This window comes from Pseudomonas sp. IT-P260, from assembly GCF_949768395.1.
In the GTDB taxonomy this organism is placed as follows: Bacteria; Pseudomonadota; Gammaproteobacteria; order Pseudomonadales; family Pseudomonadaceae; genus Aquipseudomonas; species Aquipseudomonas parakoreensis.
Map to the genome: position 1 here is coordinate 310,481 of NZ_CATKPO010000033.1, position 24,002 is coordinate 334,482.

Annotated in this window: 19 protein-coding genes; 14 read left to right on the top strand and 5 right to left on the bottom strand. The window is 60.1% G+C overall.

Features of this window, described 5'->3' with window-relative positions; translation table 11 throughout:
* Positions 1 to 193: 193 nt before the first annotated feature.
* From ACM6HV_RS15295 to ACM6HV_RS15305, 3 genes are all read left to right on the top strand, one after another.
* Positions 194 to 1,249, top strand: a complete 1,056-nt coding sequence (locus ACM6HV_RS15295) for a tetratricopeptide repeat protein (protein WP_145598197.1) — start codon at positions 194 to 196, stop codon at positions 1,247 to 1,249.
* Positions 1,250 to 1,389: 140 nt separating this feature from the next.
* On the top strand, positions 1,390 to 2,892 hold the full coding sequence (locus tag ACM6HV_RS15300) for an ATPase domain-containing protein (protein WP_414904637.1): 1,503 nt from the start codon (positions 1,390 to 1,392) through the stop codon (positions 2,890 to 2,892).
* A complete protein-coding gene (locus ACM6HV_RS15305) occupies positions 2,889 to 4,559 on the top strand; it encodes an ATP-binding protein (protein WP_414904638.1) in 1,671 nt (556 codons plus the stop codon). Before ACM6HV_RS15300 ends, ACM6HV_RS15305 begins: the two co-directional genes overlap by 4 nt.
* Before the next feature lie 111 nt (positions 4,560 to 4,670).
* On the opposite strand, the gene ACM6HV_RS15310 is transcribed toward ACM6HV_RS15305, so the two are convergent.
* From ACM6HV_RS15310 to ACM6HV_RS15330, 5 genes are read right to left on the bottom strand one after another with little or no spacing between them, the layout of a single operon-like run.
* Positions 4,671 to 5,048, bottom strand: coding sequence for a response regulator (locus ACM6HV_RS15310; RefSeq protein ID WP_016774860.1), 378 nt, complete (start codon positions 5,046 to 5,048; stop codon positions 4,671 to 4,673).
* A gap of 44 nt (positions 5,049 to 5,092) precedes the next feature.
* The gene (locus ACM6HV_RS15315; RefSeq protein WP_414904639.1) at positions 5,093 to 6,307 is read right to left on the bottom strand and encodes an ATP-binding protein; all 1,215 of its coding nucleotides are present in this window, start codon (positions 6,305 to 6,307) and stop codon (positions 5,093 to 5,095) included.
* Entirely contained in the window at positions 6,301 to 6,894 is a 594-nt protein-coding gene (locus ACM6HV_RS15320) for a chemotaxis protein CheB (protein WP_047294607.1), read from the bottom strand. The genes ACM6HV_RS15315 and ACM6HV_RS15320 overlap by 7 nt, the downstream gene beginning before the upstream one ends.
* Positions 6,891 to 7,724, bottom strand: a complete 834-nt coding sequence (locus tag ACM6HV_RS15325; RefSeq protein ID WP_041064296.1) for a CheR family methyltransferase — start codon at positions 7,722 to 7,724, stop codon at positions 6,891 to 6,893. Before ACM6HV_RS15325 ends, ACM6HV_RS15320 begins: the two co-directional genes overlap by 4 nt.
* Complete coding sequence (locus ACM6HV_RS15330; RefSeq protein WP_414904640.1) at positions 7,724 to 11,224, bottom strand: response regulator; 3,501 nt, start codon at positions 11,222 to 11,224, stop codon at positions 7,724 to 7,726. The genes ACM6HV_RS15325 and ACM6HV_RS15330 overlap by 1 nt, the downstream gene beginning before the upstream one ends.
* Before the next feature lie 260 nt (positions 11,225 to 11,484).
* Between ACM6HV_RS15330 and ACM6HV_RS15335 the strand changes: the two genes are divergently transcribed.
* The 11 genes from ACM6HV_RS15335 to ACM6HV_RS15385 all read left to right on the top strand — a co-directional run bounded on the left by ACM6HV_RS15335 (position 11,485) and on the right by ACM6HV_RS15385 (position 23,978).
* Positions 11,485 to 11,847 (top strand): response regulator, encoded by a 363-nt coding sequence (locus ACM6HV_RS15335; protein ID WP_145598202.1) that lies wholly within the window; start codon positions 11,485 to 11,487, stop codon positions 11,845 to 11,847.
* An 82-nt stretch (positions 11,848 to 11,929) separates the two neighbouring features.
* The gene (locus ACM6HV_RS15340; protein ID WP_414904641.1) at positions 11,930 to 13,222 is read left to right on the top strand and encodes a glycosyltransferase; all 1,293 of its coding nucleotides are present in this window, start codon (positions 11,930 to 11,932) and stop codon (positions 13,220 to 13,222) included.
* 147 nt (positions 13,223 to 13,369) lie between these two features.
* Entirely contained in the window at positions 13,370 to 14,239 is an 870-nt protein-coding gene (locus ACM6HV_RS15345; protein WP_414904642.1) for a phospholipase, read from the top strand.
* 68 nt (positions 14,240 to 14,307) lie between these two features.
* Positions 14,308 to 15,213, top strand: a complete 906-nt coding sequence (locus tag ACM6HV_RS15350) for an AraC family transcriptional regulator (protein WP_041064319.1) — start codon at positions 14,308 to 14,310, stop codon at positions 15,211 to 15,213.
* A 233-nt stretch (positions 15,214 to 15,446) separates the two neighbouring features.
* Positions 15,447 to 16,757, top strand: a complete 1,311-nt coding sequence (locus ACM6HV_RS15355) for an ABC transporter substrate-binding protein (protein ID WP_145598205.1) — start codon at positions 15,447 to 15,449, stop codon at positions 16,755 to 16,757.
* A gap of 155 nt (positions 16,758 to 16,912) precedes the next feature.
* A complete protein-coding gene (locus ACM6HV_RS15360; RefSeq protein WP_041064327.1) occupies positions 16,913 to 17,839 on the top strand; it encodes a carbohydrate ABC transporter permease in 927 nt (308 codons plus the stop codon).
* Positions 17,840 to 17,847: 8 nt separating this feature from the next.
* The gene (locus tag ACM6HV_RS15365) at positions 17,848 to 18,678 is read left to right on the top strand and encodes a carbohydrate ABC transporter permease (RefSeq protein WP_047294621.1); all 831 of its coding nucleotides are present in this window, start codon (positions 17,848 to 17,850) and stop codon (positions 18,676 to 18,678) included.
* A gap of 123 nt (positions 18,679 to 18,801) precedes the next feature.
* Positions 18,802 to 19,905, top strand: a complete 1,104-nt coding sequence (locus ACM6HV_RS15370) for an ABC transporter ATP-binding protein (RefSeq protein ID WP_145598206.1) — start codon at positions 18,802 to 18,804, stop codon at positions 19,903 to 19,905.
* Positions 19,906 to 19,922: 17 nt separating this feature from the next.
* The gene (locus ACM6HV_RS15375; RefSeq protein ID WP_414904643.1) at positions 19,923 to 21,398 is read left to right on the top strand and encodes a mannitol dehydrogenase family protein; all 1,476 of its coding nucleotides are present in this window, start codon (positions 19,923 to 19,925) and stop codon (positions 21,396 to 21,398) included.
* A 131-nt stretch (positions 21,399 to 21,529) separates the two neighbouring features.
* Complete coding sequence (xylB, locus tag ACM6HV_RS15380) at positions 21,530 to 23,026, top strand: xylulokinase (RefSeq protein WP_414904644.1); 1,497 nt, start codon at positions 21,530 to 21,532, stop codon at positions 23,024 to 23,026.
* 13 nt (positions 23,027 to 23,039) lie between these two features.
* Complete coding sequence (locus ACM6HV_RS15385) at positions 23,040 to 23,978, top strand: carbohydrate kinase family protein (RefSeq protein ID WP_414904645.1); 939 nt, start codon at positions 23,040 to 23,042, stop codon at positions 23,976 to 23,978.
* The last annotated feature ends 24 nt before the right edge of the window (positions 23,979 to 24,002 follow it).

Below are 24,002 nucleotides of genomic sequence, written 5' to 3' on the forward strand. Positions count from 1 at the left end.
CGCGGGGCTTTTTTGTGCCCGCCCCTGTAGGAGCTGACGCAGGCTGCGATCTTTTGATCTTGAACATCAAAGTCAAAAGATCGCAGCCTGCGGCAGCTCCTACAGGCCAATTCGCAAGCACGGGTTTGACTCATGGCCTTCTCTGACCGAAGCTTGCCCCTCTGCTATAGAACGCCAGTTCACGGAAATCTGCATGCCTCAGTCCCGCCGCTACCTGCTCATCAGCCTTGGCCTTGTGCTGCTCGTCGTCATTGCCTGGTTATCTCTGCGCTCCACCGCTCCGGTGGTGCCGGAAGCGATCAAGCGCGGCTACAGCGAAGCCCTGACGGCCGCCCGTTCCGGTCAGCCGGGAGCGGCGCGGCAGTTGTATCAGCAATTGGGTCGCCCGGACCTGTCGGTCAAACGCAGTGTCTGGCTGCTGGCCGAGCTGCCCAACTATCCGAGCCCGCAAGCGCTGAAACTGGCCGACGCCCATCTGCAGAACGAAGCCCCCGAAGTCCGGCTGGCAGCGATTCAAAGTGTGGTCGGGCTGGTGCCTGGCGGGCAACGCAGCCTGCTGCTCGGGCCGATGCTCGACGATGAAGATCAAAACGTGCGTTTTGCCGCAATCAACGCCCTCCTCGGTCTGACGCCGGATGAGTTGGGGCTGTATTTTGCCCCGCTACAGCAAGCCATCGATGGCTGGGAACAAGTGCTTCAGGGCCAACCGGAAAGCGCCGCCACCTATGCGCAGCTGGCGCGCCTGTATCTGCACAACGCCGAGCTCAAACAGGCGCAGCAAGCGCTGGACAACACGCTGCGTCTGGAACCGGGCAACCTGCCGGCGCTGGTGATGCAAATCGATGTGCTCGACCGCCAGGGCCAGAGCGACGCCGCGCGCCAGTTGCTCGCCAAACAACTGCAGGCCCAGCCGGATTCCGCCTATCTACAACACGCCTTGGGCCTGTGGCTGTTGCACCACGGCCAGCGCGAATTCGCCCTGCTCGGCTTGTCCAAAGCCGTCGAACTGGAACCGGACAACAAGGATTACCGCTACGACCTCGCCACCACCCTGCATGCCGCCGAAGAACTGGAAGCGGCGCAAAAACAACTGCAGGAAGTCGTGCAGCGCCACCCCGCCGACCGTAAGGCACGGGTGCTGTTGATCAATTACTGGAAGGAAAGCGGACAGTTGCAGAACGTGCAGATTCTGCTGGCGCAACTGGAACAGATGAACCCCGACGACCCGGCCCTGCAGCAGGGACTTTGAGCCGTTGGCCGCTGATTCAATGACACTTTGCTATCGAAACCTCGGAACCGTCATGAGCGCCAGCGGTCAAGTAATCAGGTAGAGCACAACGGCTGGTACAGCCTGCTGCCTCGATTCCCCTAGTCATGAGAGGGCATTCTTTGTCTACGTCCAACGAGTTGATCAGTGCAAAAGCCGCCACCGGCATCATTGGCCTGGATGACATCCTCGCCGGTGGTCTGTCCCGAGGGCATGTGTTTTTGCTCGAGGGTGAACCCGGTACAGGCAAAACCACCGTCGCGTTGCATTTCCTGTTGGCGGGCGCCCGTGCCGGCGAACGCTGTCTGTACATCACACTGTCGGAAACCGAGCGTGAACTGCGTCAGGGCGCAGCCTCTCACGGCTGGGAACTGAACGAGAACATCGAGATTTTCGAGCTGACACCGCCGGAAAGCCTGCTCAACGCCGAACATCAGCAAAGCCTGCTGTACTCCTCCGACCTTGAGCTCGGTGAAGCCACCAAGCAGATTTTCGAGGTGGTCGAGCGCTTCAAACCGACCCGTGTAGTGCTCGACAGCCTGTCGGAGATCCGCCTGCTGGCGCAAAGCTCGCTGCGTTACCGCCGGCAGATTCTGGCGATCAAACATTACTTCGTGCGTTACGACGCCACGGTCCTGCTGCTAGACGACCTGACCACCGAGTCCCTCGACAAGACCGTGCACAGCGTCGCCCACGGCGTCATCCGCCTCGAAGAGCTGACCCCCAATTACGGCGCCGAGCGCCGCCGCGTGCGCATCATCAAGTACCGCGGGCAGAAGTACCGTGGCGGTTACCATGACTTCACCATCATGGGCGACGGGGTCCATGTATTTCCGCGCCTGGTCGCTGCCGAACACCGTGGCGACTATCCACGCCTGCAATTGACCAGCGGCATCAAGGAAATGGACGCCCTGCTCGGTGGTGGCATCGAGACCGGTTCCAGCACATTGATCCTGGGCCCGGCCGGTACCGGCAAATCGCTGATTTCAATGATCTTCGCCGCCGCTGCCGTAGCACGCGGCGAAAAAGCGGCGCTGTTCATCTTTGATGAAGAGCTGGGTCTGCTCTTCGAGCGGATGAAAAATATCGGCATCGACCTCAAGGCCCTGCAAGCGACCGGCAACCTGCTGATCGATCAGGTGGATGCCGCCGAACTGTCCCCCGGCGAGTTCTCGCACCGGGTGCGTCGCTGCGTCGATGAGGGCAACATCAAGACCGTCGTGATTGACAGTATCAACGGCTATCAGGCCGCGATGCCGGAAGAAAACGCGCTGGTGCTGCACATGCATGAGTTGCTGCTGTATCTGAACCGCAAAGGTGCGGCGACATTCATGACGGTTGCCCAGCATGGTCTGGTCGGCGACATGCAGGCGCCGGTCGATATCACTTACCTGGCCGACACGGTGATCCTGCTGCGCTACTTCGAAGCCATCGGCAAGGTCCGCCGAGCCATTTCCATCATCAAGAAACGCACCGGCAACCACGAGTCGACCATCCGTGAATACCGCATTTCAAGCCAGGGCATGACCATTGGCGAACCGCTGGAAGCATTCCAGGGTGTGTTGCGGGGCGTACCGACTTACCTTGGCGCCAGCAATCCGCTGTTGCGGGAAGATGCCTTGTGACAGCCTCCGTTTCACTGCCGGAACGGGCGCTGATTCTCGCGCCCATGGGCCGCGACAGCCAAGTGGCGCTGATGATCCTCAATGAGGCGGGTTACGGCGGGGTCATCACCCCGGATCTGGGCGCATTGTGCGCTGAACTGGAACCTGGCGCCGGGCTCTTGTTGATTGCTGCCGAAGCGTTGCGCGGCCCGGAACTGGAAACGCTTCTGCATTTTCTGGAGCAGCAACCGGCCTGGTCGGATCTGCCGATCGTCTTGCTGACGCACCACGGCGGCCCCGAACAAGGCCCGTCCTCACGCCTGAGTGAATTATTGGGCAACGTGACCTTTCTCGAGCGTCCGTTTCATCCGGCGACCCTGGTCAGTCTGGTGTCCACCGCCCTGCGCGGGCGACGACGACAGTACGAAGCCCGTGATCGCCTGATCGATCTGAGTGAAAGTGAACGGCGCCTGCAATCAACCCTTGAAACCCTTGAGCAGCAAGTCGAGGAACGCACCGCGCAACTTCGCCACAACGAGGAAGCCTTGCGTCAGTCGCAGAAAATGGAAGCGGTCGGTCAACTCACCGGCGGTATTGCTCACGACTTCAACAACATGCTCACCGGGATCATCGGCAGCCTTGAATTACTGCGCCGGCGACTGGCTCGCGGGCGCCTTGATGACCTCGACAGCCTGATCGATCTGGGCGTTACCTCAGCCAACCGCGCCGCCGGCCTGACCCACCGTTTGCTGGCATTTTCCCGCCGGCAATCGCTGGACTCCAAAGCCGTGCAGATGAATACCCTGGTGCTGTCGATGGGCGAGTTGCTGCAACGCAGCCTCAACGAAAGCATTCAGCTCGACATGCGTCTGAGCGACGATTTGTGGGTCGCTGAAGCCGACCCCAATCAACTGGAAAGCGCCCTGCTCAACCTGGTGCTCAACGCCCGGGATGCGATGCCCGAGGGTGGCAAACTGGTGGTCGAAACCAGCAATCAGGTCCTTAAACAGGCATTCACCGAGGCCTACACCAACCTCGAACCTGGCGAGTACGTCATGCTCAGCGTCACCGACAACGGCAGCGGCATGCCACAGAGCGTGATCAACCGCGCGTTCGATCCATTCTTCACCACCAAGCCCATCGGCCAGGGCACCGGTTTAGGCCTGTCGATGATCTATGGCTTCAGCAAACAGTCCCGTGGTCACGTCTCGATCGACAGCGAAATCGATCAGGGCACCACGGTCAAACTGTACCTGCCGCGCTTCCGCGGCGAGGAACTGGAGCATCCAGTATCCGATGTTCAACAGGCCCCGGAGGCGCTGGACGGCGAGACGGTGTTGATCGTCGAAGACGACCCTGCCGTGCGCGTGCTGGTCAGCGCGGTGCTCAGTGAGTTGGGTTATGCGTTTGTCGAAGCCGGCGATGCCGATGGCGCCTTACCGATCCTCAACTCGACGCAGCGCATTGATCTGTTGATCAGTGACGTCGGCCTGCCGGGCATGAACGGCCGGCAACTGGCGGAAATCGGTCGGCAGTACCGGCCGGGGCTGAAGGTGCTGTTCATTACCGGTTATGCCGAGCACGCCGCTGTGCGCGGCGGGTTCCTCGACCCGGGCATGCAGATGATCACCAAGCCGTTCACCTTTGATCTGCTGACCGCCAAGGTCCGCGAGATGATCAAGAACTGATCCCAAAAACACCTGTAGGAGCTGCCGCAGGCTGCGATCTTTTGATTTAAAAACAAGATCAAAAGATCGCAGCCTGCGGCAGCTCCTACAGGGGCATTTCAGTGTTTTTGTTCAGGCCAGCAATTCCTGAATCTTTTCCTGCAACACGTCCAGATCGAACGGTTTTTCCAGGATCGGCGCCTTGCTGGTGATCGGACTGCCGGTCTCGCGGATTTCCTGCGGGTAGCCGCTGATGAAGATTACTTTCAGGTCCGGACGCAGCTTGACTGCCGGCTCGGCGATCTGCACGCCGGAGATCCCGCCCGGCAGGCGGAAGTCAGTGATCAGCATGTCCAGATGCGGTTTGCTCGCGAGGATCTCGAACGCCTGCTCGCCGTTTTCGGCCTGCAACACGCGGTAACCCTGCCCCGACAGATAGTCTGTCAGCACCATCAAGATAACCGGTTCGTCCTCGACGACGAGTACTACATCTTGTGCATCTACGCTCATGGGAAGCCTTTGTTCGGTCAATAGCTGCTGATACGACCGTGCGGTCACTCAGAGGTTGCGTCGGATATGCCGTTTTCCTGGATTGGCAGACAAACGCGAAACAGGGCGCCTTCGTTGATTTGACTCTCGACGACGATGGAACCGCCATGGGCGGCGACGATCTGCTCGGAAATGAACAGACCCAGCCCGAGACCAGCCACTACCGTCTTGGCGGAAACCCGTTCGAACTGTTGAAAAATACGCTTCTGATTCTCTTCACTGATGCCGATGCCCCGGTCCTGAACCTCGACCCGCGCCTCATCACCTTCACGGTACACCCGCACCTGGATCGGGCTGCGACCGCCGTACCGCAGAGCATTGGTCAGCAGGTTGGAGACCACCTGCTCAATGCGGAACTCGTCCCAATAACCTTCCACCGGCCCGGACGCAGTGAACGACACTTCGGTCTCGGCGGCCTCTATCTGCTGGGCAAAATTCTGCAGCAGGTTGCTCACCAGTTGCACCAGATCGAAACGCACCGGACGGATCGACAACTTGCCGGTACGAATCCGCGAGACGTCGAGCATGTCTTCGATCAGACGGATCAGGCTTTTGATCTGGCGCTCGTCGCGATCGACCATCGCATGCATCTTGTCGAGGGTGAACGCTGCAGCGTTGTCCCGGGCCAGGTGCATCTTGCGCAATTGGGTTTCGAGTATCAGGCCATTGAGCGGCGTGCGGACTTCGTGGGCGACAATTGACATGAAGTCGTCGCGCATACGCACCGCCTGCTCCAGTTCCAACTGAGTGCTCTGCAGCTGTTGCAGCAGCGCTTCCTGCTCGCGGCGCGCCTGCTCCAGGGCTTCGACCTGTTGCTTCATGGCCTTGCTCTGGCGGTACAGGTCGACGAACACGTTGACCTTGCTCTTCACCGCATGGATGTCCAGCGGCTTGTGAAGGAAGTCCACCGCCCCGCTCTCGTAGCCCTTGAACGCGTAATTGAGTTCACGGCCGGCGGCGCTGACGAAAATGATCGGGATGTTTTTGGTTTTCTCGGTGCCGCGCATCAACTCGGCGAGTTCAAAGCCGTTCATGCCCGGCATCTGTACATCGAGGATGGCCATGGCGAACTCGTGTTGCAGCAGCAGCGAAAGTGCTTCGTCCGCCGACAGCGCCTTGTACACCGTGCGGTCCTCGCGCTTGATCAGCGCTTCGAGGGCCAGCAGGTTCTCCGGCAGATCGTCGACGATCAGCAATTTGGCCTGGATATTACTCAGCATGCGATTCGTTCCAGCTCGACAAGCAGACGGCCGATGCCGTGAATGGGTAGGACATGGTCAGGCTGCTGAATCTTCAGCGCAGCCAGAGGCATGGTGGCGACCTGCGCGTCCTGCGGGTCTTGAACAATGGTCAGTCCGCCGCGCCGTTTGACTTGCGCCAGACCGCGAGCACCATCGTGATTGGCACCGGTCAGCAACACGGCAGCCAGGGTTGCGCCGTAAGCATCAGCGGCGGATTCAAACAGGTAGTCAATGGCTGGCCGGGAATGGTGCACGCGGTCTTCAAGACTCAGCGACAGACTGCGATCCTGCTCAACCGACAGGTGGTAACCGGGTGTCGCGAAGTAAACCGTACCGGGAGCGATGTCCTGTTTGTCGGTCGCCTCTTCCACCGGCAGCATCAACCGTCGGGCGAATACTTCGGCCAACTGGCTGCGGCGCTCTTCCGGCAGGTGCAACACGACAATGATTGGCAGCACATAGCCTTGGCGCAGCGGCGCGAGCAGGGTCAGCAGGGCCTCGACCCCACCAGCCGAAGCGCCGACCACGATGGCCTCGACACGAGGCAAATCCAAGGCATCGTTCATAATTTGCGGTAGATCCGTTCTTGTTTGACCAGCGGCTCGAACTGATTCGAGTAGCCGGAAAAATCCAGCGTTTCCTTGCTGCCCAGCACCAGAAAGCCACGATGGCACAGCGATTCATGAAACAGACCGAAGGCACGGTCCTGAAGTTTCTTGTTGAAGTAAATCAGTACGTTGCGGCAGGAAATCAATTGAGTTTCGGAGAACACGCTGTCGGTCGCCAGGCTGTGATCGGCAAAGGTCACGTTCTCGCACAGACTCTTGTCGAAAATCGCGTAGCCGTAGGCGGCGGTGTAGTAATCGGCGAAGGAGCGCTGGCCGCCGGCCTGCTGATAATTGGCGGTGTAGGCGCGCACGTTCTCCATCGAGAAAATCCCCTGCTTGGCCTTGTCCAGCGAGCGCGGGTTGATGTCGGTGGCGTAGATGATCGTACGCTCGAGCAGGCCTTCCTCGCGCAGCAGAATCGCCATCGAATAGACCTCCTCACCGGTGCTGCACCCGGCGATCCAGATCTTCAGCGACGGGTAGGTGCGCAGCAGCGGCACCACTTCCTGGCGGATCGCCAGAAAGTGCGACGGATCGCGAAACATCTCACTGACCGGGATCGTCAGCAACTGCAGCAGCTGCATGAACGCGGTCGGATCGTGCAGCACTTTCTCCTGCAACGCCGAGATCGTCGCGCACTCGAACTGGCTCAAGGCGTGCTGCACCCGGCGCTTGATCGAAGCGCCCGAGTAATCACGAAAATCGTAGCTGTACTTGAGGTAGATCGCCTCAATCAACAAGCGTAATTCGATTTCGCTGTTGCGCTCCACGGAGTGACTGCTATCCACTAAATGCGTTCCATCTTCGGTAACCACACGCGAATCAACGAGAACAGGCGATCCAGGTCGATGGGCTTGGCCAGGTAATCGTTGGCGCCCGCCTGCAGGCAGCGCTCCTGATCGTCTTTCATGGCCTTGGCCGTCACCGCGATGATCGGCAGTTTGCGCCAGCGCGGATCCTTGCGGATTTCAATGGTGGCTTCAAAGCCATCCATCTCCGGCATCATCACGTCCATCAACACCAGATCGATGTCCTCGACTTCATTCAACTTATCAATCGCTTCGCGACCATTACGGCCGATCACCACGACTGCACCTTTGTGTTCCAGCGCACTGGTCAGGGCGAAGATGTTGCGTACGTCGTCGTCCACCAGCAACACCTTGCGGCCTTCGAAGACCTTGTCGCGGCTGCGGGCGGTCTTGAGCATCTTCTGCCGTTCATGGGACAACTGCGATTCGACTTTGTGCAGAAAGAGTGTGACCTCATCCAGCAGGCGTTCCGGCGAGCGCGCGCCCTTGATGATGATCGAACGCGAATACTTGCGCAGCTCGGCTTCTTCATCGCGGGTCAGATTGCGCCCGGTGTAGACGATCACTGGCGGGAACGAGCAGATGTCCTCGGTGGACATGCGCTTGAGCAGATCGTTGCCGAGCATGTCCGGCAACTTCAGGTCGATCACCATGCAGTCGTAGATCGTGGTACGCAGTTTCTCCAGCGCATCCTGCGCCAGACCGACGGCCGTGATCTCGATGTCATCGTCACCGATCAGGCGGGCAATGCTTTCGCGCTGCAGATCGTCATCTTCGACCAGCAGCACGCGTTTGACTTTCTGGGTCAGCTTGGCTTCGAGACGGGCGAACACGTCCTTGAGTTCTTCACGGGTGGTCGGCTTGACCGCATAACCGATCGCGCCCATGTGCATCGCCGCTTCAACGCGGTCTTCGACCGAGATCACATGCACCGGGATGTGCCGGGTTTCGGCATGTTCTTTCAGGCGTTGCAGCACCGTCAGCCCGGAATGGTCCGGCAGACGCATGTCGAGCAGGATCGCATCCGGTACGAATTCGCGAGCCAAGTCGTAACCTTCGTCGGCACCGTGAGCCACCAGGCACTGGTAACCCAGTTCGTGGGCCAGATCGTAAAGAATGTGGGCGAAATTCGGCTCGTCCTCCACCACCAGAATGCAGCGCGTGGCGAACGGTGCCTTGCCACGGTCATCGGCAAAGCGCGGGATGTGCACCGGGGCCATGGGCGATACCGCAATCGACGGCGGCGCCACCGGGGCCGGGCTCGATACCGGCGGCGGCGTAAAGGACAACGGCGCGGACGGTGTGTCGCCTGGCTCGCTGTATTGCTGTGGTAACACGAGGGTGAACACACTGCCCTGCCCCGGCGCGCTGCTGACGCTGATCGAGCCGCCGAGCAAGGCCGCCAGATCCCGCGAAATCGACAGACCAAGGCCAGTGCCACCGTACTTGCGGTTGGTGGTGCCGTCAGCCTGGCGGAACGCTTCGAAGATACTTTCCTGCTGATCCGCGGCGATACCGATCCCCGAATCGCGCACAATGAATGCAATGCGCTCGTCTGGCTGGCCGGCGATGGTCAGGCTGACCGCGCCGTGCTCGGTGAACTTCACGGCGTTGGACAGCAAGTTCTTGATCACCTGCTCCAGGCGCTGACGGTCGGTGTACAGCATGATCGGCGCATCCGGCTGCAACTCGACGCTGAAGGTCAATTGCTTGTCCGCCGCCAATGGCTCGAACACGCTGCGCAGGCCGTCGGCCAGCCGCGCGACACTGGTGTTTTCCGGGATCACTTCCAGCTTGCCGGCCTCGACCTTGGAAATGTCGAGAATGTCGTTGATCAGGTTCAGCAGATCGTTGCCGGCGGAATAGATCGACTCGGCGAACTTGACCTGCTCGGCCGTCAGGTTGTCCTGCGGGTTCTCGGCCAGCAGCTTGGCGAGGATCAGCGAACTGTTCAGCGGCGTGCGCAGTTCGTGGGACATGTTGGCGAGGAATTCGGACTTGTACTTGCTTGAGCGCTGTAGCTCCTCGGCGCGCTCTTCAAGCTGCACCTGAGCCTGATTGAGCTCGGTGTTCTTCTGGTCCATGGCGTCGCGCTGCTCGGCCAGGGTTTGCGCCTGTTCGGCCAACTGCTCGTTGGTCTGTTCCAGCTCGACTTGCTGGGTTTCCAGATGCGCCTGGGATTCCTTGAGAATCCGCGACTGTTCTTCCAGCTCTTCGTTGGCGGTTTTCAGCTCTTCCTGCTGCACCTGCAACTCTTCGTTGAGCTGCTGGGTTTCGGCCAGCACTTCCTGCAGACGCTGGCGATAACGCGCCGCTTCGATCGACGTGCCGATGTTGCCGGCAATCAGTTCCAGCAAATCGATATCGCGGTCGGTGAGCGGACGCAGGAAGCCCAGCTCGATCACGCCGTTGACTCGGTCGTCATCACTGGTCGGCACCACCAGCACACTGTGCGGCAGGCCCGCGCCCAGGCCGGAGCTGACCTTGAAGTAGTCGGCCGGAACCGAATCCAGCCGAATCAGTTGCCCCTGCTGGGCAACCTGGCCGACGATGCCTTCGCCGCTGTAGATCTGCTGATCCTTTTCTTCCTGCTCGCGGGAGAACCCGTAGGACGCCACGCGCTTGAGGCCGCCGTGTTCTTCACGCACGTACAGCGCCGCCACCGCCGTGCCGAGGTATTGCGCGCAGAACTGCAGAATATTGCGCCCCAGCAGGTTCAGCGTCAGTTGCCCCAGCACCTGCTCCGCCAGTTCGGTCTGACCGCTGCGCATCCATGCCTGGCGTTCCAGACGCTCGGCGCTGGCCTGTTGCGCGGCGAGAGTGGCGCTGTAGCTGTCAGACAAACGAACCAGATCACGGCGACCGACATACGCCAGCAAACCGCTGATCCCGGCGATAAACAGCAGGTACAGGGTGATGCTCCAGATTGTGGTGCGGCGCACCTCTTCGTTGCGCGTGGTGCGCAACTGCTGCTCCATGTCGATCACGTCTTCGAATTGCTTGCGGATCTCGTCGGTCAAGCGCTTGCCGCGCCCGGCCTTGACCGCGCCCCGGTAATCACCGCTGGTGCGCTGCAGATCGATCATCGATTGTGCGTAGTTGGCCCACTCGGTCTGCAGCGCCTGCAGACGACGCAGACGATCGGTCTGCACCGGGTTGTCGGCGGTCAGTTCGAGCAAGGTGTTGAGGGCCACGTTGATCCGCGGCTTGGCGGTCTCGTACGGGTCGAGGAAATGCTCATCGCCACTGAGCAGGAAGCCGCGCATGCCGGTTTCCAGATCAACCGTGAGTTTCACCGCTTCGTTGGCGTTATTGATGACGCGATCGGTGTGCTCCACCCACTGGATCACCGACAGCAGATAAGTAATCAGGGATACAAAGAACACGGCGCTGAGCGCGCCAACGCCCAGCGGCAATCCGATGTTGCGCGTCAGGAGTTTGCGAAACCGTGTTTCATCAATCGAAGACGGAGTGGGCATGGGGCGGCCTTGTCGAACTGTCGAAACCCGGGAGTTTGCCCCAAAACGGTCGTATGGATCCATTTTTCTGACTGCTTTGGCAGCGATTTCCTACATTTTCCTGCGCTTACCGAGCACCAACCGTTATCCTTGCGCCGCGAAGAGCAGCTAATCTTTTTTCCGTTGAATCGGGAACTTGTGGCCATGCGCCACTTACTCATGCAAGAGCCCGGCATTTTCGACCGGTCGCCATTCCGATTTCCTTTTTTGAGAGCCCCAATATGTCCACCCCAGCGCCCACCATCCTTGTAGTAGAAGACGACGACATCGTACGCATGCTCATCGTCGATGTGCTGGAGGAACTGGAGTTCAGTGTGCTGGAGGCGGACGACGGTGAGTCTGCGCTGAATATTCTCGGGGATCAGAGCAAGGGTATCGACTTGATGATGACCGACTACGGCCTGCCGGGCATGACAGGCAGTGAACTGGCCGGCAAGGCACGTGAGCTACGCGCCACCCTGCCCGTCCTGTTCGCCAGCGGTTACGCCGAAAACATCGACGTACCTGCCGGCATGCACGTGATCGGCAAACCGTTCTCCATCGATCAATTGCGTGACAAGGTCAAGAGCATTCTGGGGCAGTGATTGGCCTTGATCCGGCACCGGCTGCAGATGTGGTCTAATTGCGCGCCATTTTTAGCCGCCTGCCTGCAAGGAACACCTGTCAATGACTGCATCCCCCGCCACCAAAGTTCTGGTCATCGGTTACGTCTGGCCCGAACCGCGCTCCTCGGCCGCCAGCGGGCATGTGATGCAGATCCTCGAGACGTTCCTGCAGCAAGGCTGGGACATCACCTTCAGCAGCCCGGCGGGCCCGGGCGAGCACAAGGCTGATCTGACGGCACTGGGCATCCGCGAAGTGCCGATCGAACTCAACAACAGCAGCTTCGATGTTTTCATCCGTGAACTGGCGCCGGATATCGTGCTGTTCGACCAGTTCATGATGGAAGAGCAATTTGGCTGGCGCGTCGAGAAGCAATGCCCGAATGCCTTGCGGGTGCTGGAGACTTCCGACCTTCAGAGCCTGCGCCACGCCCGCCACCAACGGCTCAAGGAACGCTTGAAAGACGATCCGGACAATCAGGACTTCAGCGCACTGTTCGCGCCGGCGCTGCGCGAGGAGTTCGAGTTGATGGCCGATACCGATCTGGCCAAGCGGGAAATCGCCGCGTTGTACCGCTGCGATCTGAATCTGATGATTTCCGAAGTGGAAATCCAGTTGCTGGTCGAACAGTTTCAAGTCCCTGGCGAACTGCTGCACTGGTGCCCGCTGATGCTTGAACCCCCGCGCGGTTCGTTCATTCCCTTTGAAGAGCGCGCGCACTTTCTGAGTATTGGCAACTTCCGTCACGCGCCCAACTGGGACGCCGTGCTGTGGATGAAGACTGCTGTCTGGCCGCTGATCCGCCAGCAATTGCCCGGCGCTCAACTGCATATCTATGGTGCCTATACGCCGCCCAAAGCCACAGCGCTACACAACGCGGCACAGGGGTTTCATGTGATGAACTGGGCAGAGGATGCACTGCAAGTGATGTCGCAAGCCCGGGTTTGCCTGGCGCCTTTGCGTTTCGGCGCTGGGATCAAGGGCAAGATCGTCGATGCGATGCTCTGCGGCACGCCCAATGTCACGACGCCCATCGGCGCCGAAGGCATGGGCGGTGCGCTGTCATGGCCGGGTGAAGTAGCCCTGTCGGCCCTGGCCCTGGCCGATGCCGCGGTCGCTCTGCACGAAGACCAACAGCGCTGGACTGACGCACAGCAGGCCGGCGTCGCGTTGTTGAACGCGCGTTATCGGCAGACTGATCACGGCCCGGCGCTGATCGCTCGCTTGCAACATTGTCGCGATAACTTGCCAGCATTACGGCGCGCCAACTTTACTGGCAGCATGTTGCGTCACCACTTGCACAAAAGTACCCAATACATGGCGCAGTGGATCGAAGCCAAAAACCAGAAAAGTTGATAAAACCAAAACTGAGAAAGCGCAGCACCAACACTTTGCAAAGAGTGCTGACTTGTACTTTTGTCCGCTTGCATCAAAGAATAACTTCCGAACTGACCAAACAATGTGACTGGTCGGAATAAAACTTTATCTGCAACGGAATGCATCATGAACAACTACCCTTTGAAAAACTGGATGGCGTCGGCACCCGGTATCGACCAACTGACCCTGGGCGAAGTGGTCTGGCCCGGAGCCCATAACGCCGGGCTGGATTACGACTTTTCGTATCCGGCATATCTGCAGCCGGCGAAAAACTGGTTTGTCTGCCAGGATGGCCCGTTCATTCAGCAACTTAACGAAGGCGTGCGCGCTTTCGACGTGCGCCTGCATGCCGATGAACACTGGCTGGGCATCAAGAAGTTCCATACGTTTCATGGCTTGAAACTGTTCCGGGGGCGTGCTTTGAGCGAACTTGTCAAAAGTCTCAACGTCTTCCTCAGTGATAACCCGAACGAGTTCATCGTATTGGACATACATGAACTCAAGGGCATCAATAATCAATCATTCGATTACAAGGGTTTGCACGAAGTCATCACCACGGAACTGGGCTCGCGGCTTATTCCCAGAAACAACAGCCAGCTGACCATTGAACAACTTAAAAGGATCAGTCCGGTACAACGAGTGGTGTTGGCAAGCGACTCGCACCCCGACTTCAGGTCGCCCCTGTACTGGCCGAAAATCCGTCATGAGTGGAGCGGTTCAGATATCACCTCTGCCGAGCAACTCAAGCAACACATCACACGAACACTGGCCAATCCGCAGCCGTCCGGCAGCCTCTGGTCGTTATCGGCCACCAGCTATGGCGAACTGGCCGGCGTAAAGCGGATCACCCACGAACTCAATCAATGGTTTGGCCCGGACTCGGGCTGGGCGCCAAAGTGCAGCATTATCAATGCCGATTTTGTCGGTGCCACGCGGCTTGCGGAATATTGCCAGCAGATCAACCACGCCAAAGGCCTGGTCAAGGCTCGAGGCTGAGGTGCTGGCACTGTCCGTGACGCGCGTGCATGATGAGCATCCGGACATAACAACAGAACGTATCGGACATGACTCGGGCAACCAGAATCACTGATCCCTCCTACGAGCTGATGGACGATCATAACGGGTTGTCCATCATCTACCGTCAGCATGGTTTTCCCTGCCCTTTAGTGCGTTGGCATTTTCACAAGGAATACGAACTGCACCTGATCGTCGCCAGTTCCGGCAAGGTCTTCATCGGCGACTACATCGGCAACTTTTATCCTCAAACACTGTTCCTCACCGGGCCCAATCTGCCGCACAACTGGATCAGCCAGGTGGCCGAAGACGAAGTGGTGGAAAAGCGCGACATGCTGGTGAACTTCACCGATGAGTTGTTCGACAGCGGGCACCAGGTATTTGCCGAACTCAAGACTCTGGCGCCGCTGCTGGAGCGCGCGCAATACGGCATCGAGTTTCGCGACAAAGACACGATCCGCCAGGCCATGACGCTGATGCAGCGAATTGCCGATACGCGCGGCATCACTCGTCTGGGGCATTTTTTCATTCTGATGGAGTTGCTGGCGGCGACAGACGACTATCAGTTGCTGTCCGGCGCCACCAACACGCAACTGGCCGACGAGCACAATATCGACCGCACCAACCGCGCCGTTGATTTCATCTTCGACCATTACGCCCGGGAGCTGACGCTGGAAGAAGTCGCCGAGCATCTGGGGATGAAGCCGACCTACTTCAGTCGCGTATTCAAACAGGCCACCGGGCGCAACTTCATCGAGTTCGTCAATCGTCTGCGCATCAGCAAATCCTGCGAACTGCTGGCCGACGGCGACAAGCCAGTGACCGAGGTGTGTTTCGAGTCGGGGTTCAACAATATTTCCAACTTCAATCGGCGCTTCCAGCAACTCAAGGGCATGACGCCGTCGCACTATCGACGCCTCGCCGTGCAGCGCCTGACGGAACAGAATCACGCATAACAGCCACATCAAAAGATCGCAGCCTGCGGCAGCTCCTACTCCGATCCCTGTAGGAGCTGCCGCAGGCTGCGATCTTTTTTGCCAGTGCAAAAAAGTATCGGTTCAAGTGCGATGGATGATTTGTCAGTCCGTCGATAGAGGGCTGTAATCAGCACACATTCTTCCTGCACCGGAAGACACAAAAACAATAACTGTCCTTCTGCCTCCCAACGGACGCAGAAAAGGAGTGCACGATGCAACCCACTGCAAAAGCTCTGCTAGCCCTCACCTGCATGTCCCTCAGCAGCGTCAGCCTTGGCGCCCAGACCCTGACCATCGCCACCGTCAACAACAGCGACATGATCCGCATGCAAAAACTCTCGAAAACTTTCGAGGCCGAGCATCCGGAGATCAAGCTCAATTGGGTGGTGCTGGAAGAAAACGTGTTGCGCCAACGCCTGACCACCGACATCGCCACCCAGGGCGGGCAGTTCGATGTGTTGACCATTGGCATGTACGAAGCGGCACTCTGGGGCGCCAAAGGCTGGCTGGAACCGATGAAGGACTTGCCGGCCAGTTACGCCCTCGACGACGTGTTCCCGTCGGTGCGCGAAGGGCTGTCGGTCAAGGGTTCGCTGTATGCTTTGCCGTTCTACGCTGAGAGTTCGATCACCTATTACCGCACCGACCTGTTCAAGGATGCCGGTCTGAGCATGCCCGAGCGCCCGACCTGGGAACAGATCGCCGGCTTCGCCGAAAAACTCACCAACAAGGACAAAGAGCAGTACGGCATCTGTCTGCGCGGCAAGGCCGGTTGGGGCGAGAACATGGCGTTGATCACCACCGTCGCCAATGCTTACGGCGCACGCTGGTTCGATGAGCAGTGGAAACCTGAGTTCAGCGGGCCGGAATGGAAAAACGCGCTGAATTTCTACGTCGACACCATGAAAAAATCCGGCCCGCCGGGCGCTTCCAGCAACGGTTTCAACGAGAACCTCGCGCTGTTCAACAGTGGCAAGTGCGCGATGTGGGTGGATGCGTCTGTCGCCGGTTCGTTCGTCACCGACAAGACCCAGAGCAAGGTCGCCGATCACGTCGGCTTCACCTTCGCCCCGCATCAGGTCACTGACAAGGGCTCGGCATGGTTGTACTCGTGGGCACTGGCGATTCCGACCAGCTCCAAGGCCAAGGACGCCGCCAAGGCCTTCAGTGCCTGGGCGACCTCCAAGGAATACGGCGAGCTGGTGGCCAAGACCGACGGCATCGCCAACGTGCCGCCAGGCACCCGCGCCTCGACCTACAGCGATGCTTACATGAGCGCGGCGCCGTTCGCCAAGGTCACGCTGGAATCGTTGAAAGCGGCAGATCCGAGCAAACCGACGCTGAAACCGGTGCCGTACATCGGCATTCAACTGGTGACCATTCCTGAATTCCAGGGCGTGGGCACCCAGGTCGGCAAGCTGTTCTCGGCGGCGCTGATCGGCCAGACCACGGTGGATCAGGCCTTGGCCGCCGCGCAGCAAACCACCGAACGCGAGATGAAGCGCGCGGGTTATCCCAAGTAACCGCTGAACGACTTGCTCCTGCCTCCTGTGGGAGCGAGCCTGCTCGCGAAGGCGTCGTGCCAGCCAATACACATGGCACTGATCCCGCGCTTTCGCGAGCAGGCTCGCTCCCACATGGGATCTCCATAGGTCTGTATGACTCGGTTGTGATCACCATGAATACTTCAACTGCCAAAGCCCACCTCGACCTGGCGCAACCCCAGCGCAAAGTCCGCGTACGCAATCCCGGCTGGTTTCTGGTCAGCCCTTCGGTGGCCCTGTTGCTGCTGTGGATGATCGTGCCGTTGGGCATGACCCTCTACTTCTCGATGATTCGCTATAACCTGCTCGATCCGGGGGTGAACGAATTCGTCGGGCTGGAGAACTTCACCTACTTCCTGACCGATTCCGGGTTCCTGCCCGGTGCCACCAATACCCTGTTGCTGGTGGGCAGCGTGCTGCTGATCAGCGTGGTGTTCGGCGTGTTGATCAGCGCGTTGCTCGAGGCCAGCGAGTTTCTCGGTCGCGGCATCGTGCGGGTGATGCTGATCTCGCCGTTCTTCATCATGCCCACGGTCGGCGCGCTGATCTGGAAAAACCTGATTTTCCATCCGGTGTCGGGGATTCTCGCCTACGTCTGGCGGCTGTTCGGCGCCGAGCCGGTGGACTGGCTGGCGCACTATCCGCTGCTGTCGATCATCATCATTGTTTCGTGGCAATGGCTGCCCTTCGCGATCCTGATCCTGATGACCGCCATGCAGTCCCTCGACCAGGAACAGAAGGAGGCCGCGCGTCTGGATGGTGCCGGTCCCGTCGCGATCTTCTGGCACCTGACCCTGCCGCACCTGGCGCGGCCGATTGCCGTGGTGGTGATGATCGAAACGATCTTCCTGCTGTCGGTGTTCGCCGAGATTTTCACCACCACCAACGGCGGCCCCGGCTACGCCTCGACCAACCTCGCCTACCTGATCTACAACCAGGCGCTGGTGCAGTTCGACGTCGGCATGGCCTCGGCCGGCGGCTTGATTGCCGTGGTCATCGCCAACATCGCCGCGATCATTCTGGTGCGGATGATCGGCAAAAACCTGACTGACAAAGCCTGAGGCCTGCCATGACCCTTCAACAATCCCGCCGGCTGCAAAGCCTGCTGCTCGGCACCCTGGCCTGGGCCATCGCGATCGTGATTTTCTTCCCGATCTTCTGGATGGTGATGACCAGTTTCAAAACCGAAATCGACGCGTTCGCCACGCCGCCGCAGTTCATCTTCACGCCGACGCTGGAGAACTACCTGCACATCAACGAGCGCAGCGACTACTTCAGTTTTGCCTGGAACTCGGTGGTGATCTCGTTCAGCGCCACGGCGCTGTGCCTGCTGATCGCGGTGCCGGCGGCCTACTCGATGGCGTTCTACGAAACCCAGCGCACCAAGGGCACGCTGCTGTGGATGCTCTCGACCAAGATGCTGCCGCCGGTGGGTGTGCTGATGCCGATCTATCTGCTGGCCAAGAGTTTCGGCCTGCTCGATACGCGCATCGCGCTGATCGTGATCTACACCCTGATCAACCTGCCGATCGTGGTCTGGATGGTTTACACCTACTTCAAGGACATCCCCAAGGACATCCTCGAAGCCGCCCGCCTCGACGGCGCCACCCTCGCCCAGGAAATGCTCCGCGTGCTGCTGCCGATCGCCAAGGGCGGCCTGGCCTCGACCGTGCTGCTGTCGCTGATCCTGTGCTGGAACGAGGCGTTCTGGTCGCTGAACCTGACGTCGTCGAAAGCCGCACCACTGACCGCGTTGATCGCCTCGTACTCCAGCCCCGAAGGCTTGTTCTGGGCCAAGTTGTCAGCGGTCTCGACCCTCGCCTGTGCGCCGATCCTGATCTTTGGCTGGATCAGCCAGAAACAACTGGTGCGCGGCCTCTCATTTGGCGCCGTGAAATGAATCAAAAGCAAAAGATCGCAGCCTGCGGCAGCTCCTACACAGTGCCAGCCATCCCGCTGTAGGAGCTGCCGCAGGCTGCGATCTTTTGATCTTAAAAAAACAACAATGTGGAGGCCCACCACCATGGCCAACCTGAAAATCAAGAATCTGCAAAAAGGCTTCGAAGGTTTCTCCATCATCAAGGGCATCGACCTTGAGGTGAACGACAAGGAATTCGTGGTCTTCGTCGGCCCGTCCGGCTGCGGCAAATCCACCCTGCTGCGGCTGATCGCCGGGCTGGAAGAAGTCAGCGGCGGCACCATCGAACTCGATGGCCGCGACATCACCGAAGTCAGTCCGGCCAAGCGCGATCTGGCGATGGTGTTCCAGACCTACGCGCTGTACCCGCACATGACCGTGAAAAAGAACATGTCGTTCGCTCTTGATCTGGCCGGTGTGCCAAAAGCCGAAGTCGAGAAAAAGGTCGGCGAAGCGGCGCGGATTCTCGAACTGGGGCCGATGCTCGAACGCAAGCCGAAACAGCTCTCCGGCGGCCAACGGCAACGGGTCGCCATCGGCCGTGCCATCGTGCGCAATCCGAAAATCTTCCTGTTCGACGAGCCGCTGTCCAACCTCGACGCCGCGCTGCGGGTGCAGATGCGTCTGGAGCTGCTGCGCCTGCACAAGGACCTGCAAGCCACGATGATCTACGTGACCCACGATCAGGTCGAAGCCATGACCATGGCCGACAAAGTGGTGGTGCTCAACGGCGGCAAAATCGAGCAGGTCGGCTCGCCGCTGGACCTCTATCACAACCCGGCCAACCTGTTCGTCGCCGGGTTCCTCGGCACGCCGAAAATGGGCTTCCTCAAGGGCAAGATCGCCCGCATCGACGGCCAGAGCTGCGAAGTCTCGCTGGACGCCGGTACACGCATCACCCTGCCGTTCAACGCCGCCAACCTGAGCGTCGGCAGCGCGGTGACCCTGGGCATTCGCCCGGAACATCTGGAGCTGGCGCAACCGGGCGACTGCACCCTGCAAGTCACCGCCGACGTCAGCGAGCGCCTGGGCAGCGACACCTTCTGCCACGTCACCACCAACGCCGGCGAAGCCCTGACCATGCGCGTGCGCGGTGACTTGGCGAGCCGCTACGGCGAGCAACTGAACCTGCACCTGGACGCCAGCCATTGCCACCTGTTCGACGCCAATGGCGTGGCGCTGACCCGCCCGCTGCGCGCCGCGGCTTGAACCTCGAGACTTGTCCGATGAAACTCAATAAGCAAAATCTGCAGCGCCTCGCCCCCGAGGTGCAACTGCCGGCCTACAGCCTCAGCGACACCCGCCAGGGCATCGCGCACATTGGCGTCGGCGGCTTCCATCGCGCGCATCAGGCGTATTACACCGACGCACTGATGAATACCGGTCAGGCGCTGGACTGGGCAATCTGCGGCGTCGGCCTGCGCACAGAAGACCGCCGTGCCCGCGACGATCTCAAAGAGCAGGATTACCTGTTCACCCTGTTCGAACTCGGCGACAGCGACGACACCGAAGTGCGGGTGATCGGTGCGATTCGCGACATGCTCCTCGCCGAAGACGGCGCGCAGGCGCTGATCGACAAACTCGCCGATCCGCAGATCCGCATCGTCTCGCTGACCATCACCGAAGGCGGTTATTGCATCGACGACAGCAACGGCGAGTTCATGGCGCACCTGCCGCAGATTCAACACGATCTGGCACACCCGCGAACGCCGAAAACCGTGTTCGGTTTCCTCTGCGAGGCGCTGGAAAAACGCCGTGGCGCGGGCACGCCAGCGTTCACGATCATGTCCTGCGATAACCTGCCGCATAACGGCGCAGTGACCCGCAAGGCACTACTGGCCTTCGCCACCCTGCGTGACCCAGGACTGCGCGACTGGATCGCGCAGAACGCCAGTTTCCCCAACGCCATGGTCGACCGCATCACGCCGATGACCAGCACCGCGCATCGTCTGCAACTGGCCGACAAACACGGCGTCGACGATGCCTGGCCAGTGGTCTGCGAACCGTTCGTGCAATGGGTGCTGGAAGACAAATTCGTCAACGGTCGCCCGGCCTGGGAACAGGTTGGCGTGCAGTTCACTGATGATGTTTCGCCCTACGAAGAGATGAAGATCAAACTGCTCAACGGCAGCCACCTGGCCCTGACTTACCTAGGTTTTTTGAAGGGCTATCGCTTCGTCCACGAGACCATGAACGACCCGCTGTTCGTACGCTACATGCGCGCCTACATGGACCTTGACGTCACCCCGCAACTGGCGCCGGTGCCGGGCATCGACCTGACCGACTACAAGGACACGCTGGTGGCGCGCTTCTCCAATCAGGCGATTGCCGATCAACTGGAGCGGGTGTGTTCGGACGGTTCATCGAAGTTTCCCAAGTTCACCATTCCGACGATCAATCGCTTGATTGCCGATGGCCAGGAAACCAGGCGCGCAGCGTTGGTGGTGGCAGCCTGGGCGTTGTATCTGAAGGGCGTCGATGAAAATGGCGACACCTATTCGATTCCGGATCCACGGGCAGAATTTTGTCAGGGACTGGTAGCGGATGATGCGTTGATTACTCAGCGCTTGTTGGCGGTCGAGGAGATTTTCGGCACGGCGATTCCACGTTCGGCGGCATTTGTGGCAGCGTTTGAGTGGTGCTGCAACAGCTTGCGTGAGGTGGGTGTGACGCGCACTTTGGAGCGGATTTTGACTGAGTGATGCGGTGACTTTACTGCCGCCTTCGCGAGCAGGCTCGCTCCCACAGGTGAACGCGTTTCAAAATGTGGGAGCGAGCCTGCTCGCGAATGGCGGTCTCACCTTGGCAGACCTGACACCCTGAGGGCCTCACTATGACCACCCGACAACTCTTCCTCGGCATCGACTGCGGCACCCAGGGCACCAAGGCGATCATCCTCGATGCCAGCAGCGGTCAAGTGCTCGGCGAAGGCGCCGCCACGCACACGATGATCAGCGGCGCCAATGGTCGCCGCGAGCAGGACACCCGACAGTGGCTCGACGCCTTCGCCCTCGCCACCCGCCGCGCCCTGCTCGCGGCCGATGTCGACGGGCAGGCGATCCTCGGCGTCGGCGTCTCCGGCCAGCAACACGGCCTGGTGCTGCTCGACGATCAGGGCCAGGTGCTGCGCCCGGCCAAGCTGTGGTGCGACACCGAAACCACCGATGAAAACGACCGTCTGCTCAAACACTTGGGCGGTGAAAAAGGCTCGTTGGAGCGCCTGGGCGTGGTTATCGCGCCGGGCTACACAGTGTCGAAACTGCTGTGGACCAAGGAACAGCACCCAGAGGTGTTCTCGCGTATCGCGCGGATTCTGCTGCCCCACGATTACCTGAATTTCTGGCTCACCGGGCGCGCCTGCAGCGAGTACGGGGATGCTTCCGGCACCGGCTATTTCAACGTGCGCAGCCGCCAGTGGGACTTGCAGTTGCTGCGTGACATTGACCCCACCGGTCGCCTGCAAGCGGCATTGCCGGAGCTGATCGACGCGCATCAGGCGGTGGGCACGCTGCTGCCAGCGATTGCCGAACAGCTCGGCCTCAACCCGAATGCACTGGTCGCCAGCGGCGGTGGCGACAACATGATGGGCGCCATCGGTACCGGCAACATTCAACCCGGGGCGATCACCATGAGCCTCGGCTCCTCCGGCACGGTGTACGCCTACGCCGAGGCGCCGCAGGTCAGCGCGGATGCTTCGGTTGCCACATTCTGCTCGTCCAGCGGCGGCTGGCTGCCGCTGATCTGCACCATGAACCTGACCAACGCCACCGGCGCAATCCGCGAGCTGTTCAACCTCGACCTGGAGCAGTTCAATCGACTCGTGGCCCAGGCGCCCATAGGCGCGGAAGGCGTGAGCATGCTGCCATTCCTCAACGGCGAACGCGTCCCCGCCCTGCCCCATGCCACCGGCAGCCTGCACGGCTTGACCCTGAACAACCTGACCCAGGCCAATCTGTGTCGCGCCGTGGTCGAGGGTACGACCTTCGGTTTGCGATATGGACTGGATCTGTTGCGCCACAATGGTTTACAAAGCCGCAGCATTTGCCTGATCGGCGGCGGTTCGAAAAGTGCAGTGTGGCGGCAGATCGTCGCCGACATCATGAACACCCCGGTGATCTGCACCGAACACAGCGAAGCCGCAGCCCTTGGCGCGGCGATTCAGGCGGCGTGGTGCAAGTCATGGTCGAACGGCCACGAAGACACTTTGGCCGATCTGTGCCAGCGCTGCGTGAAGCTCAATCTACACAGTGAAACCCTGCCGGTCGCCGCCAATGTTGCGGCGCTCCAGCAGGTCTATGAACGCTATCAACAGCATGTCGCAACCCTATAAAGAGCAAACAATCATGTATTTGGTGTGTGGCGAAGCCCTGTTCGATTTTTTCAGCGAAGACGATGCCAGCGGTCTGGCCTCGAAGGTGAATTTCAAGGCGATTGCCGGCGGCTCGCCGTTCAACGTCGCGGTCGGCTTGCGCCGTTTGGGTGTGGATTCGGCGCTGTTTGCCGGGCTGTCCACCGACTATCTCGGTCGACGTTTGCAGCAAGTGCTGCGGGATGAAGGCGTGCGGGCGGACTACTTGGTCGACTTTGCCGCGCCAACCACGCTGGCGATGGTCGCGGTCGGTGCCAATGGCTCGCCGCATTACAGCTTTCGCGGTGAAGGCTGCGCTGATCGCCAGTTGAGCCTCGCCCATCTGCCGCAACTCGGAGATGACGTGCGTGGCCTGCACATCGGCTCGTTCTCGCTGGTGGTGCAACCGATTGCCGACACCCTGTTGACGCTGGTGCAGCGCGAAAGCGGCAAGCGCCTGATCACCCTCGACCCCAACGTGCGCCTCAACCCCGAGCCGAACATCAACCTGTGGCGCGAACGCGTGGCGACGCTGGTGCAACTGGCCGACATGATCAAGGTCAGCGACGAAGACCTGAGCCTGTTGTATCCCGAGCAAGACCCACAACACGTGATCGAAGGCTGGCTGCAGCATCGCTGCCAGTTGGTGTTCCTGACCCGTGGCGGCGAAGGCGCAACGGTGTTCAGTCGCGCCCATGGCTCGTGGTCAGTACCAGCATGCTCGGTGCAGATCGCCGATACCGTCGGCGCCGGCGATACCTTTCAGGCGGCGCTGATCACCTGGCTGACCGAGCAGGCACTGGACTCGGTCGAAGGTGTTCAGGCACTCAGCCGCGAGCAGATCGACGCGATGCTCAGGTTTGCCGTACAGGCGGCCGCCCTTACGTGCAGCAAGACCGGTCCGGATTTGCCCTATCGTCACCAGTTGAGCTGAGCGCGTAGACTGTCGGCCTTTTTG

Coding starts and splice junctions, on each gene's coding strand:
- ACM6HV_RS15385 (WP_414904645.1), top strand. CDS start 23,040: ATGTATTTGGTGTGTGGCGAAGCCCTGTTCGATTTTTTCAGCGAAGAC.
- ACM6HV_RS15360 (WP_041064327.1), top strand. CDS start 16,913: ATGAATACTTCAACTGCCAAAGCCCACCTCGACCTGGCGCAACCCCAG.
- ACM6HV_RS15345 (WP_414904642.1), top strand. CDS start 13,370: ATGAACAACTACCCTTTGAAAAACTGGATGGCGTCGGCACCCGGTATC.
- xylB (WP_414904644.1), top strand. CDS start 21,530: ATGACCACCCGACAACTCTTCCTCGGCATCGACTGCGGCACCCAGGGC.
- ACM6HV_RS15295 (WP_145598197.1), top strand. CDS start 194: ATGCCTCAGTCCCGCCGCTACCTGCTCATCAGCCTTGGCCTTGTGCTG.
- ACM6HV_RS15335 (WP_145598202.1), top strand. CDS start 11,485: ATGTCCACCCCAGCGCCCACCATCCTTGTAGTAGAAGACGACGACATC.
- ACM6HV_RS15330 (WP_414904640.1), bottom strand. CDS start 11,224: ATGCCCACTCCGTCTTCGATTGATGAAACACGGTTTCGCAAACTCCTG.
- ACM6HV_RS15355 (WP_145598205.1), top strand. CDS start 15,447: ATGCAACCCACTGCAAAAGCTCTGCTAGCCCTCACCTGCATGTCCCTC.
- ACM6HV_RS15340 (WP_414904641.1), top strand. CDS start 11,930: ATGACTGCATCCCCCGCCACCAAAGTTCTGGTCATCGGTTACGTCTGG.
- ACM6HV_RS15365 (WP_047294621.1), top strand. CDS start 17,848: ATGACCCTTCAACAATCCCGCCGGCTGCAAAGCCTGCTGCTCGGCACC.
- ACM6HV_RS15320 (WP_047294607.1), bottom strand. CDS start 6,894: ATGAACGATGCCTTGGATTTGCCTCGTGTCGAGGCCATCGTGGTCGGC.
- ACM6HV_RS15350 (WP_041064319.1), top strand. CDS start 14,308: ATGACTCGGGCAACCAGAATCACTGATCCCTCCTACGAGCTGATGGAC.
- ACM6HV_RS15375 (WP_414904643.1), top strand. CDS start 19,923: ATGAAACTCAATAAGCAAAATCTGCAGCGCCTCGCCCCCGAGGTGCAA.
- ACM6HV_RS15370 (WP_145598206.1), top strand. CDS start 18,802: ATGGCCAACCTGAAAATCAAGAATCTGCAAAAAGGCTTCGAAGGTTTC.
- ACM6HV_RS15310 (WP_016774860.1), bottom strand. CDS start 5,048: ATGAGCGTAGATGCACAAGATGTAGTACTCGTCGTCGAGGACGAACCG.
- ACM6HV_RS15315 (WP_414904639.1), bottom strand. CDS start 6,307: ATGCTGAGTAATATCCAGGCCAAATTGCTGATCGTCGACGATCTGCCG.